Genomic DNA, 13,516 nt, shown 5'->3' with positions numbered 1-13,516 from the left:
TTTTATCCCCTATTGAATATCCAAAATATTCGCACGCCCCTGTTAAGTTAATTAAGAATGAGACATAAAAAAGATACTTTAAATAAAAAAAGGTCCCTAAAAAGTTGATTACCTACTTTTTAGGGACCTTTTTTGGAATTAGTTTATCTTCTAAATAGAATTTGATGGTTGAGCCAGCATGTATTCAATGCTTAAATTATTATTTTTCCATTATTCAGACATATATATAAAATTAGTTGAAAATTGTTTCTAATGGATTTATTAGGAATCCGATAATCCTAATTTACTTGATGATGTAATTGTGATTGCTCCACCATCGATAAAGTCTATACCATGTACCCATCCACCTTGACCTTCAGCACAAAACAATGGATATGATCCTTCTTTTACTAATGCCGCAAATTCATCTCGTTCCTCTTTAGGTATGTCAGCATTCAGTTTTATGGTCAGATGTATACCATCAACCACAACTAATCCAGCAATTAAGTGATTATGGCTACCGTTGGTTCCAAACATACTCTCCCAGGAAGGAGAGGAGCGTTTCCAAACCTTATTATTGTTATTTTCTTTGGCTAACTTTAGAGCAGCTGGCTCAAACCAAAGGTAAGACTCCTTAAGTTCTGGTAATTTACCATCCTTTAAACGAAAGGGTTCTCCTGGCAACATTACAAATTGATTAAAATCAGCTTGAATTCGAATACTGTTTCCGTCAATTGCATCTGAAAACTTTTGCACCGAAGAATTTTTTGATGCGAAAAAACCAGCAGAAATATCGACTACACCTTACACCCATGTATTTGATACATTCTCACTTTTTGCTTCACTGTTCAAGTGTAAGAATTTTTTACTACTCATGTCTAAGCTGTTTTGAAGTGTGTCAGCTATGGCGGTATAGACATAGTTACCTTGTGCCGGTGCCGATCTCCACTTAGCAATTGCCTCGGCTACAATATCTTTTTGTCTTGGTATTGCTGAACCAGTCTCAATTAATTGAAACTCAACTGTTTTTATTGCCCAATTTTGGAACTTGATTAATTCAAACTTCGAATAATCTTGTTTTCCATCTACAGTATATTCCTCAATTTTTGGATCTGTAGTTTCATTATCTCTGTATGCTTCCCAACTCATAAATTTATCTTTAAGTAATTTTTTCATATCATTATCAGTTTGTAATTCCAAGCTGTTAATAACATTTCGATACTGATCAGAGAATGTAATATGGCTTCTTGGTTGGTAGTTACTATTATTGAAACGGAGGGTACTGTATTAAAGAAACGCCATATTTCTTGTGATGTAACTCTTTCCATAGAAATTGACCCTTGTACTATTTGAAAATGTTGAGGATCTAATCCTAAGTCTATTATTAAGGCATTGTACCATTGTGAATTTATTTTATCGTCTGTCGCTGTCAAATTAAAATCTCCTGATATTATGTGTTTTTTATACACTCATTCGGTTCTTGTCAATTGAGTCGGTATGATGTTATTCTCATTTAAGATTGCTAAACCTCGTTGTGATTGTATTTATATAATAAAAAACCCGAAATCATAATCACGTTAAACAACAATCGCAAACTACAATAGGAGCTGAACATTCGTAACAAATTTATCAATGTAACAATATACAAAAGGAATATTAATTCCTCTCATGATTCACTTCTGAATTTCTTAATATAACTTTCAAAGTCCCACGTTTTTAAAAATTTCGTAGCAGCTTTATAACCAGACTGAAAAAGCCATGCTTTTTCTTCTTCATTTAAATGAAAGTCAGTACTTGTAATCGTTCCAGTTGGAATTTTAATAGTCCTTACTTCGGTTTCTTTATCTAAGTAATACAAGTCATGTGCTTGCATCATTGTTTTAAAAATAGATTTATACATACCAATCAGACCAAAATTCTTGATTGGTATGGGGGTTATCTCTTCTTTAATTAACCGAAATCCAAACGTGGGCCATTTAGGTGATTTTTTAGAATCAAATATCCAAATTGGAAAATTGCTTAGAATCCCACCATCTACTATGTAGTAAAAGGTCTTTTGGTTTTTCACTTTCCATTTTACTGGTCGAAAAAAGAAAGGAATTGTACTGCTCATTCTAACAGCCTTAGCGATAGAGAATTTATTCGATTCACCATATCTCACTAGGTCATCTGGGATAGTAACCATTCTACCATTTGAAATATCAGAAATTATAATTTTTAATTTACCTTCTTCAATGTCATCAAAATTTCTAATCCCTTTTTGTTTTAACAGGTCATCAAGCCATTCTTCTTCGTAGCTATTGTCATATAAGCCTTCATTTAAAAAGAGATTTAAACCTTTCCCTATTAGAGGGACTTTGTCAATCCAACTTCCCTTCATAAATCTTTTGTAATCCAAACTCTCCATAACTTCTTTTATTTCTGAACTAGAGTATCCACTAGCTAATAAAGCTGCAATTATAGAACCAGCAGACGTACCTGCAAGACGGTTCCATTGATATCCATTTTCTTCAATAGCTTGTACCCCACCTATGTGAGCAATTCCTCTTACTCCTCCGCCTTCAAAAACCCCATCTACAAGCATTTTATCATCTCCTTTTTTTTTAGTATCTCCTACTTCAATTTTTTATTCGGTCTTTTTCTTAGTCTACGCGATGTAATATTGTCTAACTAAATACATTCTGAACATTTTTTCTAGACAATTCGAATTACTTTTTAATTTAATGTATATGGCTGAAAATTTATGAATATAGGCAGCTAGGTCTTTACATTAGATTCTTTTTTTCATACAACTTGCCACACACACTGTAAGTTTCGTGTTTCGTGACGTTCCTATCTTGATTGTCTTGATCACAATCGATTGATCCCAATGCATATTAAAAATAATATAAAGAATATATAAAATATGTCTTACAGTAACATTCTATCGGTGGATTTTGGTTCTGTATTAATTAAAAAATGAAATGAACCTAAATGACCAAAACCAAAGCTACGCCAAAGTTTCAATGATGTTTTCGAATGGCTCGATTCAGCGACTCCTTCCCTATCAGGTGAACTACATCAACTGATGAAAACTGAAAGGGTTGGTTCCCAATCCGACCCCATAAAAAAACAGACCCTGCAAGGTCTGTTTAATTCTGCCTATAATCTTTTGGATGTTGTATTTCGGTCGATCATAGTCGAGTTTCGATCAGTTTTTTAAGAAAATACAATGGAGATTTTTTCAAAAAAATTGTCATTGAATAAACCCTGTTCCTAAAACAGTAAACACACATGATCAACAAGAGGCGATTATGACCCTTACTTACGACTACAGCATCATTGAAAAGATTAAGGTTATTTTACTGAGGAGTCAGAATGGGCATTTTTAATGCAGCCGTAGAATTATGAAAGCAACATTGTGTTCGCTAATCCTTTTCGAATGATTAAATTAATAAAGTACAAACGTTCTTTATTAATGCGTTTTATGAGCTTGATGTAAATATTGGTACAGGCGGGTAATGTATTAGTTGTTTTCTTCTTTATTTTTAATATAATTCAGTACTGCTTCTTTATCTTCCTCATCTTCAGGTAGAATTCCAAAAGTTTTATATTCCCAAACCTCTCTTCTCTGAATACCATAAAGCCCTGTATTGAGAATATCTTCGTATCCATAATCAATTGAGAATCTCCCCGATCTCTCCAGCTCCAGAGTAGCTGTTGTCCAAGTACCTAAACCATTTTTTATATATTCCTTTTTCAATTCTTCAAAGTCTTCACTGAGTTCGACTAATAAATGGTCGTAAACATAGTCACTTACACTATATCTCTCAGGAATGTGATGCCCATAAATACGTTCTTCATTATTAGTTTCAGTAAAATAAAAATTAATTCCAGCTGAATCATCAAGTATTTCTGCATACATCCAAACTTTACCCCAATCACATGGGATCATTTCATTAATTGTTTCTGCTATTTTTTTGTAATAGCGTTCTATAGATTCCATTTTCTTTAACCTCCAGGTTGATTTTTAATAGTCTCACGTTGTTCGAATTTTTCACCAATTTTATATTGTACTACGAACTTATCAGGTCTTAATGAATCACCCTTATAGATAGGTCGAATACTGACCTCTACATGTTTAGGGGGATCTTTCCTCAAGGCTGCCAACCATTCCTGTTCCATAGTGTACCATTTCCCACCACTCCGATTAATCTGTGAACTCATTGGTACAAGATTATCAATATCTCCAGACCCTTTAAAAATAGAGGCTATCAAATGACCTCCATCATCTTTTGATAATCGATCCGGCTTACCTGAATTGGATTGAGCATATTGATTTCTTTTGACCTCTCCATATTTTAAATTATTTGCTTCAACTTTGACAATGCGGCCATAGTGATCTGTTGTGTAGGTGTAACCTTGCTTTGTTGAATAAACGACATTCGGTTTTAATACCTTTTTGCGTTTCCATCGCACATAGTGCTCTCCGTAACTGACAACGGTCGGTGGTGATTTAGGTGCTGGTAATCTTCTGCCTGTCTGAGAGATACCGTATCCTGAGTTGTTGTCTAGACGCTTTGCCATGGAGAGAAGTTTATTTTTGAGATTTTCTCCGTCAAATACATTGTACGGGAGCTTCGGTCCACCAGCCATTTGAAACTTTGGTGAGTATGGCAATAGATTCGGAATAGAGACTCTATCTAATGATTTTGCTCCTTGTTCAAGGCCTTTCTTCACTGTTGTTTTGGCCGCTGTTGTCCCTGTTTTTGTGATGGCTCCTGCCCCTTTAGAACCAAAGACAATTTCTGCAAGAGAACCAGTCGCATAGGCGAACCAGTGTGACCGAGAATACGCATCACCATTTATGACTTCTTTTTGGAATGAGTCTGAAATCGATTTTCCAATCGCTTTCGATGTTTCAATTGGATGTGAAACAGCCGTTACAACTGATTCCACAGCCCCACCAGGATCAGTGACAAGATCATAGATTCCGGTCACTGTATCTTTTGCCACATCATATAGACCCACTGCAGCACCTTTTACACTATCAATAAATACCTCCGATGCTTCTTCCTGAGCTTTGATTTGGAGAAGCTGGCTGTAATACATTTTTTGATCATATGTGAGATTCTCATAACCGATCTCATCTACAATCTCAAAGTATTTCGCTTCTGATAGACACGACGGATCATTGAGCTTTTCTTTCAGTTCCTTGATTCTTCGTTTTTCTTTTTCTTCTTTTTTCACCTTTAAATAGGCTTTCACTTGAGCATCAATTTGATCATGGTTCTTGTACACGTCTGTCTCATGAAATGCTTTTGCATCATAATACATTGGCTGAGCATTCTTTCCTTTTCCAGTAGCAGCCATCATCTTTGCATAAAAAGTGTTGAGGTGATTCTCAACCGCTTCTGACTTTGCGTATTCCGTTTTCAAATCATTGTCTATTTGATGTAAAACTTCAATGGTCTCTTTTCTTTTTTTGTTCGCATCGTCTAAATGTTCATTGACCTCTTTACTTGAAAATGTATGTAATTCAATTAAATCACTAATATCGTCAAAAATAGTGGAAAGTGCCTCTTTTTGTTCTTTGACCATATCTTTATTGTTCTGAATCCCTTGTTTCAATTGAGTGTCTAAAAAGTGCTCATCAATAAAAGTACTCCCGCCTAATGATTCATCATCAAGCTTTCCTTTCACCCCATCTAAAAAAGCTTTCTGCATATCGATAAAATCAAGATATGTGTCTGTGTACAGCGCAAGATCCTCATAAAAAGATTTGATATTGTCTGCACCTTTTCCAGTAAATTCATCACCTAAGCCCGACACACTTTTTAATGCTTTTTTCACAAGTTTCATTTCTTCTTGAAGCTCATGATAGGCCTTTGATCTCTGTTCTACAGCTGATAGTAAAGATGGAGCATCTAATATTTTCATATAAAAAAGACTCCTTTTATGGCATATTCTTTTACTAGAATACCATAAGGAGCCTGACACTTTAATCCACTTTATCGTTTTTTAACCAATTATCCTCCGCAGTGATGGATTAAAACCCCATCCCTTTTATGATCCTGCACCTCTTGAGGAAAGTAACACTATCTCATTTTTAGCATCTGCCTGAGTTTGTTGTACAACAGGCATTCCAAGAATTGTACCTAATAGCAAAGCAGTAGTAATCATCATCATTACTTTTTTCATGATCATATGACCTCCTTTCCTATAAGCGTACAAGATTTTAAAGCCAATTCCAAGAAATAGTTACTTTCTTCATAAAGATTTAACTTCTTATAAATGGAGGCAACATCAGGAGCTAAAGCCTCTATATCAACATATGCTTTTCTTTCTTCCAAAAGTCCTAGTTCTTTCTTAATATCCTCATAGCTTTCCTGTGGTGTTGTATAACATTTCTCAAGGATATTGAATTTCAAAATAAAGTTTGTGTTCTGCTGTTCTTTAGAAAAGGTTTTCCCCTCAGCAACCCAACTTACTGCCTGATTCAACTGATTTGATTTATAGCTTGATCTTGCAAATTCATACGCACATTGTAAGTAGGAAACAGGAGCTGACTGTTTTAGATCATCTGCGGAAATTGCTTTGTTGAAATATTCAATTGCTTCTATATGGTGGTCATCCTGAATTTTTAGAAATCCTAGATCATAATAAGCTAACGCTAACAATCTCTTATCATTCTTTTCAATCAGTTTATCAATACAATCCAAAAGCATTTTTTCAGCTTTATCTAGTCTACCATCATCAATCAAATTCAGTGCCAACAACATATTACAGTTTATGGTCTGTATGCTGTAGCCTTCATGACCCTTATAGATGTCCTTTGCTGTTTGTAGATGATGGTGAGAAAGGAGGGTGACCTTATTGAAATAGTAGAGTGTACCAATTTTATAATGGAACTCAGCCTTTTCAATTTCATCATGTACCTTGTCCAATTGTCTCTCAGCTACTCTGAATAGGACTAGAGCTTCTGAATAGTTATTCTTTGCACTCTCATACATACCTTTAAAAAGATAAAAGTAAAACCTTAGCATGTCATCTGTTTTGACTCTTTCACTTTCTGTGATTGTTGGTTGCCCCACTAAATCTTCCATCAGTACCTTAAACCTGTAATCAAGAATATTGAAATAGAGTAAAACATCTTGATTTTCTTCCATTTCGTCTAACATATCTTGAATCTCATCCCTCAACTCTACTGCTTGTGAAACTTCCCTTTTTTTAATATGTAAATACCATTTGTTGAGAGTGTTTGCTACATCTACAGAAGAAATCAAATTCGACATTCCATTACCCCCTTGCTATCATTTCCTTTGTATAATTTTAACACGGAATTTACAACATATGTAAAGACAAGGTGGTTATTTTAAAAGTTTTCGGTATCCCGCAAAAATGCAATAGTGTGCATTTATAAAAGGTATGTTTTGTGTAGAACGCATTAAAATAGGAATGACATGGCAGTAAATAGTTAAACATAGGTATACTGTAACACAAGAAGTAACAAGTGTTTTCTAAGGTAGATTTATTACATAGAAGAAGCATTTCCTCTACAAAACATGATTGCTTAGAAGTGATATTGAATTTAGTAGTGGAGAAACAACTATAAAACATTTTCTATAGGAACACTTATTCTCTTTTTTAAAACACTGAAGCAAATGAGTTCAAGGGCTTTTCTTTATTAATATTGAGGCATATACTGATCGCGTTCCCACAAGTGTACTATATTGTCTTTATATGTCTTCGTGGATCATCAACGTTGATTTATTGTTTTTTAAAGCACTGAATTACTGATTAATAAAAACTGATGTAATATAGAGCAACTCTAGACAGAATGCTCTCTTTTGCATTTTTCCTAAAATGAGCTTCCACCAGTATGGCCAACCTTTGCCAGCTCAAATCTTAATAAAGGAAACTTGTTTTCATTGCAATATGTTCTCCGAGATTCACTAATAGTGGTTCATCATTTTTTTCTAGAAATTTAGCTATTTGCTGTAAAATCTCATTAATTTTATCGTTGATTGGCATATTTGGATTCAATAAGAGAATGTTAATAATCGTATCAGCTACTTCATAAAGATCATCTTCATCTTTTGTTTTTTCAATGTGATATTGCATCTTTTTAAAAAACCATTCAATTTCGTTCAAATCAACCATCGGGTAATATTGAATTTTATACAAATTACCTTCATCAAGGACGTCCAATTCAAATATGGCTTCAAGTTCTTCTTTACTTAAATGATCTTCAGGAAGTTCATATTCACCCTCTGCTGCTTCCTCATCAACACTGTACTCAGCTGTATAAAGCCCCTGAATAAATTCACCAAAAGAATCTGCTAATTTAAAGTCTTCTTCCATCTCAACATCGAAATAATGAATTGCAGGATTCTCTTTCGTTTTTCGATAATCCATCGCTACCCAAGTATGTCCATCACCGCTAATTAGAACAAGCCCTTCTGGTAGCTCCCACTCTTTTATTAAATAGGGACTATCCATAATTCCCTCATCTTCAGCAATTCCCAGCAGGTGATTAAATTGAATATGATCCTCAGCCCATGAATTAGAGTGAGTGGTTGGAAAAGCATTATGAATGGTATAACCACCATTCTGTTCCATAATGAGCTTTTTATATGTATCTGGTAAAATGACTCCAAGTTTCTTTTCAGCTTTAGCTATTTCTGCTTCGTTGACCTTTTTTAACGTATAGTAACCTTCCTCGTCTATTTCCCAAAATGATTTCAAGGTAAATGCCTCCTAGTAAAATATGCACATAAGTATACCACCTTGATGAGTATATTTGACAATTCAGTCAAAATAAAAGAAGAATAATTGTTACTTAGTCATTCACAATGTCTATTTTTGTCGAAACGATAGTAAAAAGAAGGTACTTCATGTAAAATTTCCTTTGCACCTAAAAATCAGGAGGATCCAACATGAAGAAATTATTTGTATTCATTTTTACTTGTTTAATGATACTAACAGCTTGCAGTAGCGCAGCATCTAATGAAAAACAGCTCACCACAGGCAACATTATTGAAGCTTTTAAAAGTGCTGGACTTGAAGCAGAAAAACCATCTGATCTTAAACAAAAAGAGTTTGGAAATATAAGAGAAGAAGGAAAAAGAATTCTCGTTCCTTCCTTAGGTGAAAATGCTGGCGGAAGGATTTTTAAATTTGGAAATGAAACTGATTTACAGCAGGCGAAATCTTATTATGATGAGTTAGGCAATGCTGGATCTATGTTCTTCTCTCACACCTATTCAAAAGGAAACTTTTTATTACAAATGAACGGAGAAATGAAAGATGCTGAATTTGAAAAGTATAAGAAAGTAATGGATGAGGAAATAAAATAATTCCATATATTTCCAAAAGAAGGAAGGTCAACAAATGTCATCATTTTGGCCGATAACAGTTATCCTTACGATTGTTATACTAGGTGTTTGTTTTATCTTTAAAAGACAAAATATACCTTTACAGTATGGAATATCATCGATTCTCATCCTCGTAAGTATTATCTTATTATTAATAAGTTTTTTCGTAGGAAGTTGGGAAGGTTTAGGATTGGGTGCAATCAGTATATCTTTACTGGTTGCATCTGTGATCACTTTAATTATAAATGCCATCTTGAGTTATTTTAGGAGTGAATAACATAGAGCAACTTCCAATTCAGAAGTTGCGTACTTTTTAATCTTTATAGTACTCCAAGATATCCAGAATATCTTTTTCATCCATAAAAAAGTATCAAAAAGGGGCATTATTGTACATCCTTATCAATCTGTTTCATAATTAATTAGATCTGGATTCTTCATGCTAATTCCTTTTTCTCACGCTTTAAAAGTGCTTTAACTTTCCATCAAGAAATTCCTTAACATTTTCGATATTTTGATCTTCTTTTTTATTCAATCTAAAATTGACCTCTTTTACAAACGGTTCTGGGTTACCCAATAGATCACTGAAATTTATATCAATTATGTCTTTTTCTTTTTGTTCAAGCTCTTTTCGAATTCGTTTAAGGTTATCTTCATATATTTTTAAAATAAAAGCTGCAGTTCGCTCACCAAAACCCTCCCTTAAAGCAAGTGAAGAAACAGACTCTTCAATAGGGCGCCAAACAAATATAAAAGTGATATCAGAAATTTCCTCAAAAAAAGGCTTCCAAATATCGAAAGTTAGTGCTGTGCGAGGATCTTTTACTCCCCACGCTGGTTTTACTTGATTACTAAGAAAAGAACGAATTTGGTCTTTAGGAAATTGGTTAGAAAGGACACTTGATCGTGAAGGAGGCGCAAACCAAAAAGAGTTTAATGACTCCAATATCTTATCATTCATTATGACAAAATTAATATTCTCAAAATGCCCCTTCAGGTTCGAGCTAGATGGGCCGATTAAATGTTCCCCCATATGTATACCTAAATGATGCAACACCCCAGCTACAGCACTAGATCCAGACCGATGATTGCATAATACTAAAAACAACCTGCTGTCCATGTTACTCACCTTCTCACAATGTAATGATGTTTAAATGAATGTATTCAATCAGTATTCATTCCATTACACATTTTGATTTCCACACAACGAATTTTTAGTATGCATATAAATTGGTACTTTCTGATTCTAAAGACAAGTGGTGTCAACTACTCAATCATTTTTCAATAGTGATTTTATAAGACTCTTCTTCTAATCTCTTCTTTTTCCTCAGTTGACAACCCTACAATAACTGGATCAACCGCACAATGACAGTTCACTCGTTGATGCCAAGTACGCTCCATCATCAAGTAAAATGAAAAACTGTCCTCGATACGACCGCCGCAGACCAGCTGCTATGCTCAGAATGTACCTCTAGTATGGCCACATTCCTCAACACCTTTGTTCCGTATCCAGATACGCCATTGATAAGGGAAAGGCGCGTCTCCCAATAAAAAAGCGGACACCAATCAAGGCACTTAGAGTGGTCAACGATCAGCGTCCGCAGGTTCTTCCTTCTGGACAAAATATTCACGTTCGTTTTGCTTGTCTCTATCATACGATGATCCACTTAGGAAAAAAGGTCCCCTTTTTATCCCCCTTTTTGTCGGCTTTTTCTCGGTTTTTTCTCGGCAATGCAAATAAAAAAGTGCCCATAAAGATGGACACTCTAGTTTTAAAAATCATGTTCAAAATCGATGTCATATAAATCAACCCATTCAACAAAATCAGGCATAGTTTTTGTACTTAAAAAGTGTTGAACAATTCTATATGCTTCTTCTCGCCTTACATAACTGCATGATGGTACTTTCACTGGTTCTCCACCAACCAAATGCTCTATTGTTTCTATTTCAACATCCTTTTTCAAAGGGACTAAATAATCAGGATGTCTCATGATAAAGAATCCATATGGCTCATCATAAAAGAAAATAAGCCATTCATCTTCTCCTTCTACCTCAAAACAAGAATCTCCACTTCCTTGTTTCCAATAATCCGCTTCTTTTTCAAAGAAAATATTTTTAATAAATTCTTCTCCTGGGTTTTCAATTGGTTCTTCAACTGGTCCATTATATACAATCACGAAATTTCCTCCTTATTTAGTTGCTTTGATAACTAAAGGTTTTTCTAATCCACCACTATAAACTTCTAATTCATCAACCCCCAACCTTTTTAGCAAGGCTGGCATTTCCCCTCTACAAATATTGCAAGTCTTCCTATCTACAAACATAGTTACTTTTTTCGGTAATTGACCTTCCTTTTCAAAAGCTCTAATTAATGAATGAGATTCTGCATGTGTCAATGACTGAGCATGGCCTAAATGTTTAGGGGAACTCTTTTTAGGTGGAACCCATTGTACCTCTTTTGACCACTTTTGTCTTAGCTCCCTTGTTGCTTTTTGAGACTCTTTAGTGATCGTGGAATTCACTCCAAAAAATGTCCTATCGTTAACTTTAACTGCTGCTACCGTATCACCAGAATCAATAGCATAAGGTTTTAATCCTGCTTTTTCCCTGAATCTCTTTATTTCATCATAGCTTTCACTAATTTGTTTATTTGACTTTTGGATAACTCCTGGAGTTTTCTTTATAGTTCCTTTCATACCAAACGGTAAAAGCATTGCAAGCGCAGCATTCATACTTGCTTCCTGCTGTTCTTTCGAGACCTTGTTTCCAAACATGTCTCGACCTGTAATCGCTTCGCTGAAGCCGTTGGTCGCGGTGAGCCCGTATAAACCTTTTTGGGATGTCTTTAGGGCATCAAAAGATTTTTGTGACGTCTTATAGATGTCGACCGCTCTGACTGCGGCTGACGTGGCTTGGGTGGTTTTATAGACGGCTTTCCCGCCTTTAAAAATGCGTCCTGCCCAGCCGACGATAGGGATATAACCGGCTGCTGCCATGCCACCTGCAGCGACTCGTTGGCCTGCCGTAAGCTCTTCACCTGTGATTGGATCGACGCCCGTAGCTGCACGCTTTGATCATTCACACCTGTTAGCTCATTGACAATGTTTCCCCCATAATCTAGTGCTTTTTCATACCAAGGACGGTTGGCGAGTGCTTCTTGTTCCTTTGCGATTTTGCGGGCTTCTTCTTGATCTTTTTTGATTTTCAGATATTCAGAAGTTTGCTTCTCAATATCGCTTTTTGCCTTGTATATTTCGCTATTTTGATACGCTTTCTTGTCAAAATTCATAGGCGAAATGGATTTTCCATCATTTGTCGCATTCATCATTTCTGCGTACAATGCCATTGTAGCCTTCTCCTCAGTTTCTGACAAAGCATGTTCATCTTTTAAATTTTGATCAAGTTCAATTAAATCCTTAACCGTCTTTTTCCGTTCATCTTCCGCATCTGCAATCTTTTCCGTCAAAGGTTTTACTATCAAATACCTCCAGAGAAATGAGGTCATCAATATCTTGAAAAATCGTTTTGAGTGCCTTTTTTTGATCCTTCACGATGCTTTTGGCATTCTTGATTCCCATATGTACAGCGTTGTCTAAAAAGTGTTCTTCTACAAAGGTGTCGCCGCCAAAATTTGTATCATCAAATGTCCCAGAAACACCTTCATGAAAGGCTTTTTGTTTATCAATGTAGCTAATAAACATGTCCACATTTCCGGCGAGTTCTTTGTAGAAGCTTTTAATGTTATCGGCACCTTTTCCAGTGAAGTCGTCACCGAGGTTGGCAACACCTTGTAATGCCTTTTTTAAATCTATCATTTGTTCGCGGAGTTCCTGATAGTGTTTTGCCCTTGTATCCATGGCACTAGTTAGTGCTTTTGCATCAAGTATCTTCCTCAGCAGAAGTCACTCCCTCCTATTCATTGACAAGGTCAATTTTATCAACACAAAACTTATCATTAAATAGGAATAAAGATACAACATAAAAGCGGACACCCATTGTGGCACTTAAAGTGCCCAATGATCAGCGTCCGCAGGTTCTTCTTTCTGGACAAAATATTCATGTTCGCTTGTTCTCGGCAATGCAAATAAAAAAAGTGCCCATAAAAATGGACACTTTGGTTCTATTATTCCCAAAACGCATCGCCTTCAGAATCAATATACTTCTAGAAAAGTTTTAAAGTCTAC

The 13,516-nt window shown here is 35.3% G+C and carries 13 protein-coding genes and 2 pseudogenes; 2 read left to right on the top strand and 13 right to left on the bottom strand.

Annotated features, from left to right (window positions below):
* Positions 1-261: 261 nt before the first annotated feature.
* The 9 genes from NST57_RS09335 to NST57_RS09295 all read right to left on the bottom strand — a co-directional run bounded on the left by NST57_RS09335 (position 262) and on the right by NST57_RS09295 (position 8,706).
* Entirely contained in the window at positions 262-735 is a 474-nt protein-coding gene (locus NST57_RS09335) for a hypothetical protein (RefSeq protein ID WP_142155147.1), read from the bottom strand.
* Between the two features lie 48 nt (positions 736-783).
* Positions 784-1,179: a hypothetical protein gene (locus tag NST57_RS09330; protein WP_142155146.1), complete on the bottom strand. Its 396-nt coding sequence runs from the start codon at positions 1,177-1,179 to the stop codon at positions 784-786.
* A complete protein-coding gene (locus tag NST57_RS09325; protein ID WP_142155145.1) occupies positions 1,152-1,412 on the bottom strand; it encodes a hypothetical protein in 261 nt (86 codons plus the stop codon). The genes NST57_RS09330 and NST57_RS09325 overlap by 28 nt, the downstream gene beginning before the upstream one ends.
* 233 nt (positions 1,413-1,645) lie before the next feature.
* The gene (locus NST57_RS09320; RefSeq protein ID WP_142155144.1) at positions 1,646-2,563 is read right to left on the bottom strand and encodes a patatin-like phospholipase family protein; all 918 of its coding nucleotides are present in this window, start codon (positions 2,561-2,563) and stop codon (positions 1,646-1,648) included.
* 921 nt (positions 2,564-3,484) lie between these two features.
* The gene (locus NST57_RS09315; RefSeq protein ID WP_142155143.1) at positions 3,485-3,964 is read right to left on the bottom strand and encodes an immunity protein YezG family protein; all 480 of its coding nucleotides are present in this window, start codon (positions 3,962-3,964) and stop codon (positions 3,485-3,487) included.
* A gap of 5 nt (positions 3,965-3,969) precedes the next feature.
* Positions 3,970-5,898 carry a T7SS effector LXG polymorphic toxin gene (locus NST57_RS09310; RefSeq protein ID WP_142155142.1) on the bottom strand — a complete coding sequence of 643 codons (1,929 nt, stop codon included), beginning with the start codon at positions 5,896-5,898 and terminating at the stop codon, positions 3,970-3,972.
* Between the two features lie 126 nt (positions 5,899-6,024).
* Complete coding sequence (locus NST57_RS09305; RefSeq protein ID WP_341298427.1) at positions 6,025-6,159, bottom strand: hypothetical protein; 135 nt, start codon at positions 6,157-6,159, stop codon at positions 6,025-6,027.
* 2 nt (positions 6,160-6,161) lie between these two features.
* Positions 6,162-7,253 carry a response regulator aspartate phosphatase gene (locus NST57_RS09300; RefSeq protein WP_142155141.1) on the bottom strand — a complete coding sequence of 364 codons (1,092 nt, stop codon included), beginning with the start codon at positions 7,251-7,253 and terminating at the stop codon, positions 6,162-6,164.
* A 613-nt stretch (positions 7,254-7,866) separates the two neighbouring features.
* Entirely contained in the window at positions 7,867-8,706 is an 840-nt protein-coding gene (locus NST57_RS09295; RefSeq protein WP_142155140.1) for an SMI1/KNR4 family protein, read from the bottom strand.
* Positions 8,707-8,897: 191 nt separating this feature from the next.
* On the opposite strand from NST57_RS09295, the gene NST57_RS09290 reads away from it, so the two are divergent.
* Together NST57_RS09290 and NST57_RS09285 are read left to right on the top strand one after the other, a co-directional pair.
* Positions 8,898-9,317, top strand: a complete 420-nt coding sequence (locus tag NST57_RS09290; protein ID WP_142155139.1) for a stress protein — start codon at positions 8,898-8,900, stop codon at positions 9,315-9,317.
* A gap of 34 nt (positions 9,318-9,351) precedes the next feature.
* On the top strand, positions 9,352-9,612 hold the full coding sequence (locus NST57_RS09285) for a YesK family protein (protein WP_142155138.1): 261 nt from the start codon (positions 9,352-9,354) through the stop codon (positions 9,610-9,612).
* 183 nt (positions 9,613-9,795) lie between these two features.
* On the opposite strand, the gene NST57_RS09280 is transcribed toward NST57_RS09285, so the two are convergent.
* From NST57_RS09280 to NST57_RS09270, 4 genes and pseudogenes are all read right to left on the bottom strand, one after another.
* Entirely contained in the window at positions 9,796-10,452 is a 657-nt protein-coding gene (locus NST57_RS09280; RefSeq protein WP_341298426.1) for a sulfotransferase family protein, read from the bottom strand.
* A 652-nt stretch (positions 10,453-11,104) separates the two neighbouring features.
* Positions 11,105-11,509 carry a hypothetical protein gene (locus NST57_RS09275; RefSeq protein ID WP_341298425.1) on the bottom strand — a complete coding sequence of 135 codons (405 nt, stop codon included), beginning with the start codon at positions 11,507-11,509 and terminating at the stop codon, positions 11,105-11,107.
* 12 nt (positions 11,510-11,521) lie between these two features.
* A pseudogene (locus NST57_RS20350) lies at positions 11,522-11,935 on the bottom strand (deaminase); the annotation flags it as partial.
* Between the two features lie 84 nt (positions 11,936-12,019).
* Positions 12,020-13,189, bottom strand: a pseudogene (locus tag NST57_RS09270) (ribonuclease YeeF family protein); the annotation flags it as partial.
* Between the last annotated feature and the right edge of the window lie 327 nt (positions 13,190-13,516).

Origin of the sequence: Bacillus sp. FSL M8-0077 (genome assembly GCF_038050255.1) — a bacterium.
In the GTDB taxonomy this organism is placed as follows: domain Bacteria; phylum Bacillota; class Bacilli; order Bacillales; family Bacillaceae; genus Bacillus; species Bacillus altitudinis.
Note: the sequence above shows the minus strand (reverse complement) of the source record. Positions and strands in the feature narration are given on the sequence as shown.

What these genes read in the sequence shown, in the direction of transcription:
- NST57_RS09320 (WP_142155144.1), bottom strand. Translation starts at nt 2,563, where the DNA reads ATGCTTGTAGATGGGGTTTTTGAAGGCGGAGGAGTAAGAGGAATTGCT.
- NST57_RS09315 (WP_142155143.1), bottom strand. Translation starts at nt 3,964, where the DNA reads ATGGAATCTATAGAACGCTATTACAAAAAAATAGCAGAAACAATTAAT.
- NST57_RS09310 (WP_142155142.1), bottom strand. Translation starts at nt 5,898, where the DNA reads ATGAAAATATTAGATGCTCCATCTTTACTATCAGCTGTAGAACAGAGA.
- NST57_RS09305 (WP_341298427.1), bottom strand. Translation starts at nt 6,159, where the DNA reads ATGAAAAAAGTAATGATGATGATTACTACTGCTTTGCTATTAGGTACA.
- NST57_RS09300 (WP_142155141.1), bottom strand. Translation starts at nt 7,253, where the DNA reads ATGTCGAATTTGATTTCTTCTGTAGATGTAGCAAACACTCTCAACAAA.
- NST57_RS09290 (WP_142155139.1), top strand. Translation starts at nt 8,898, where the DNA reads ATGAAGAAATTATTTGTATTCATTTTTACTTGTTTAATGATACTAACA.
- NST57_RS09285 (WP_142155138.1), top strand. Translation starts at nt 9,352, where the DNA reads ATGTCATCATTTTGGCCGATAACAGTTATCCTTACGATTGTTATACTA.
- NST57_RS09280 (WP_341298426.1), bottom strand. Translation starts at nt 10,452, where the DNA reads ATGGACAGCAGGTTGTTTTTAGTATTATGCAATCATCGGTCTGGATCT.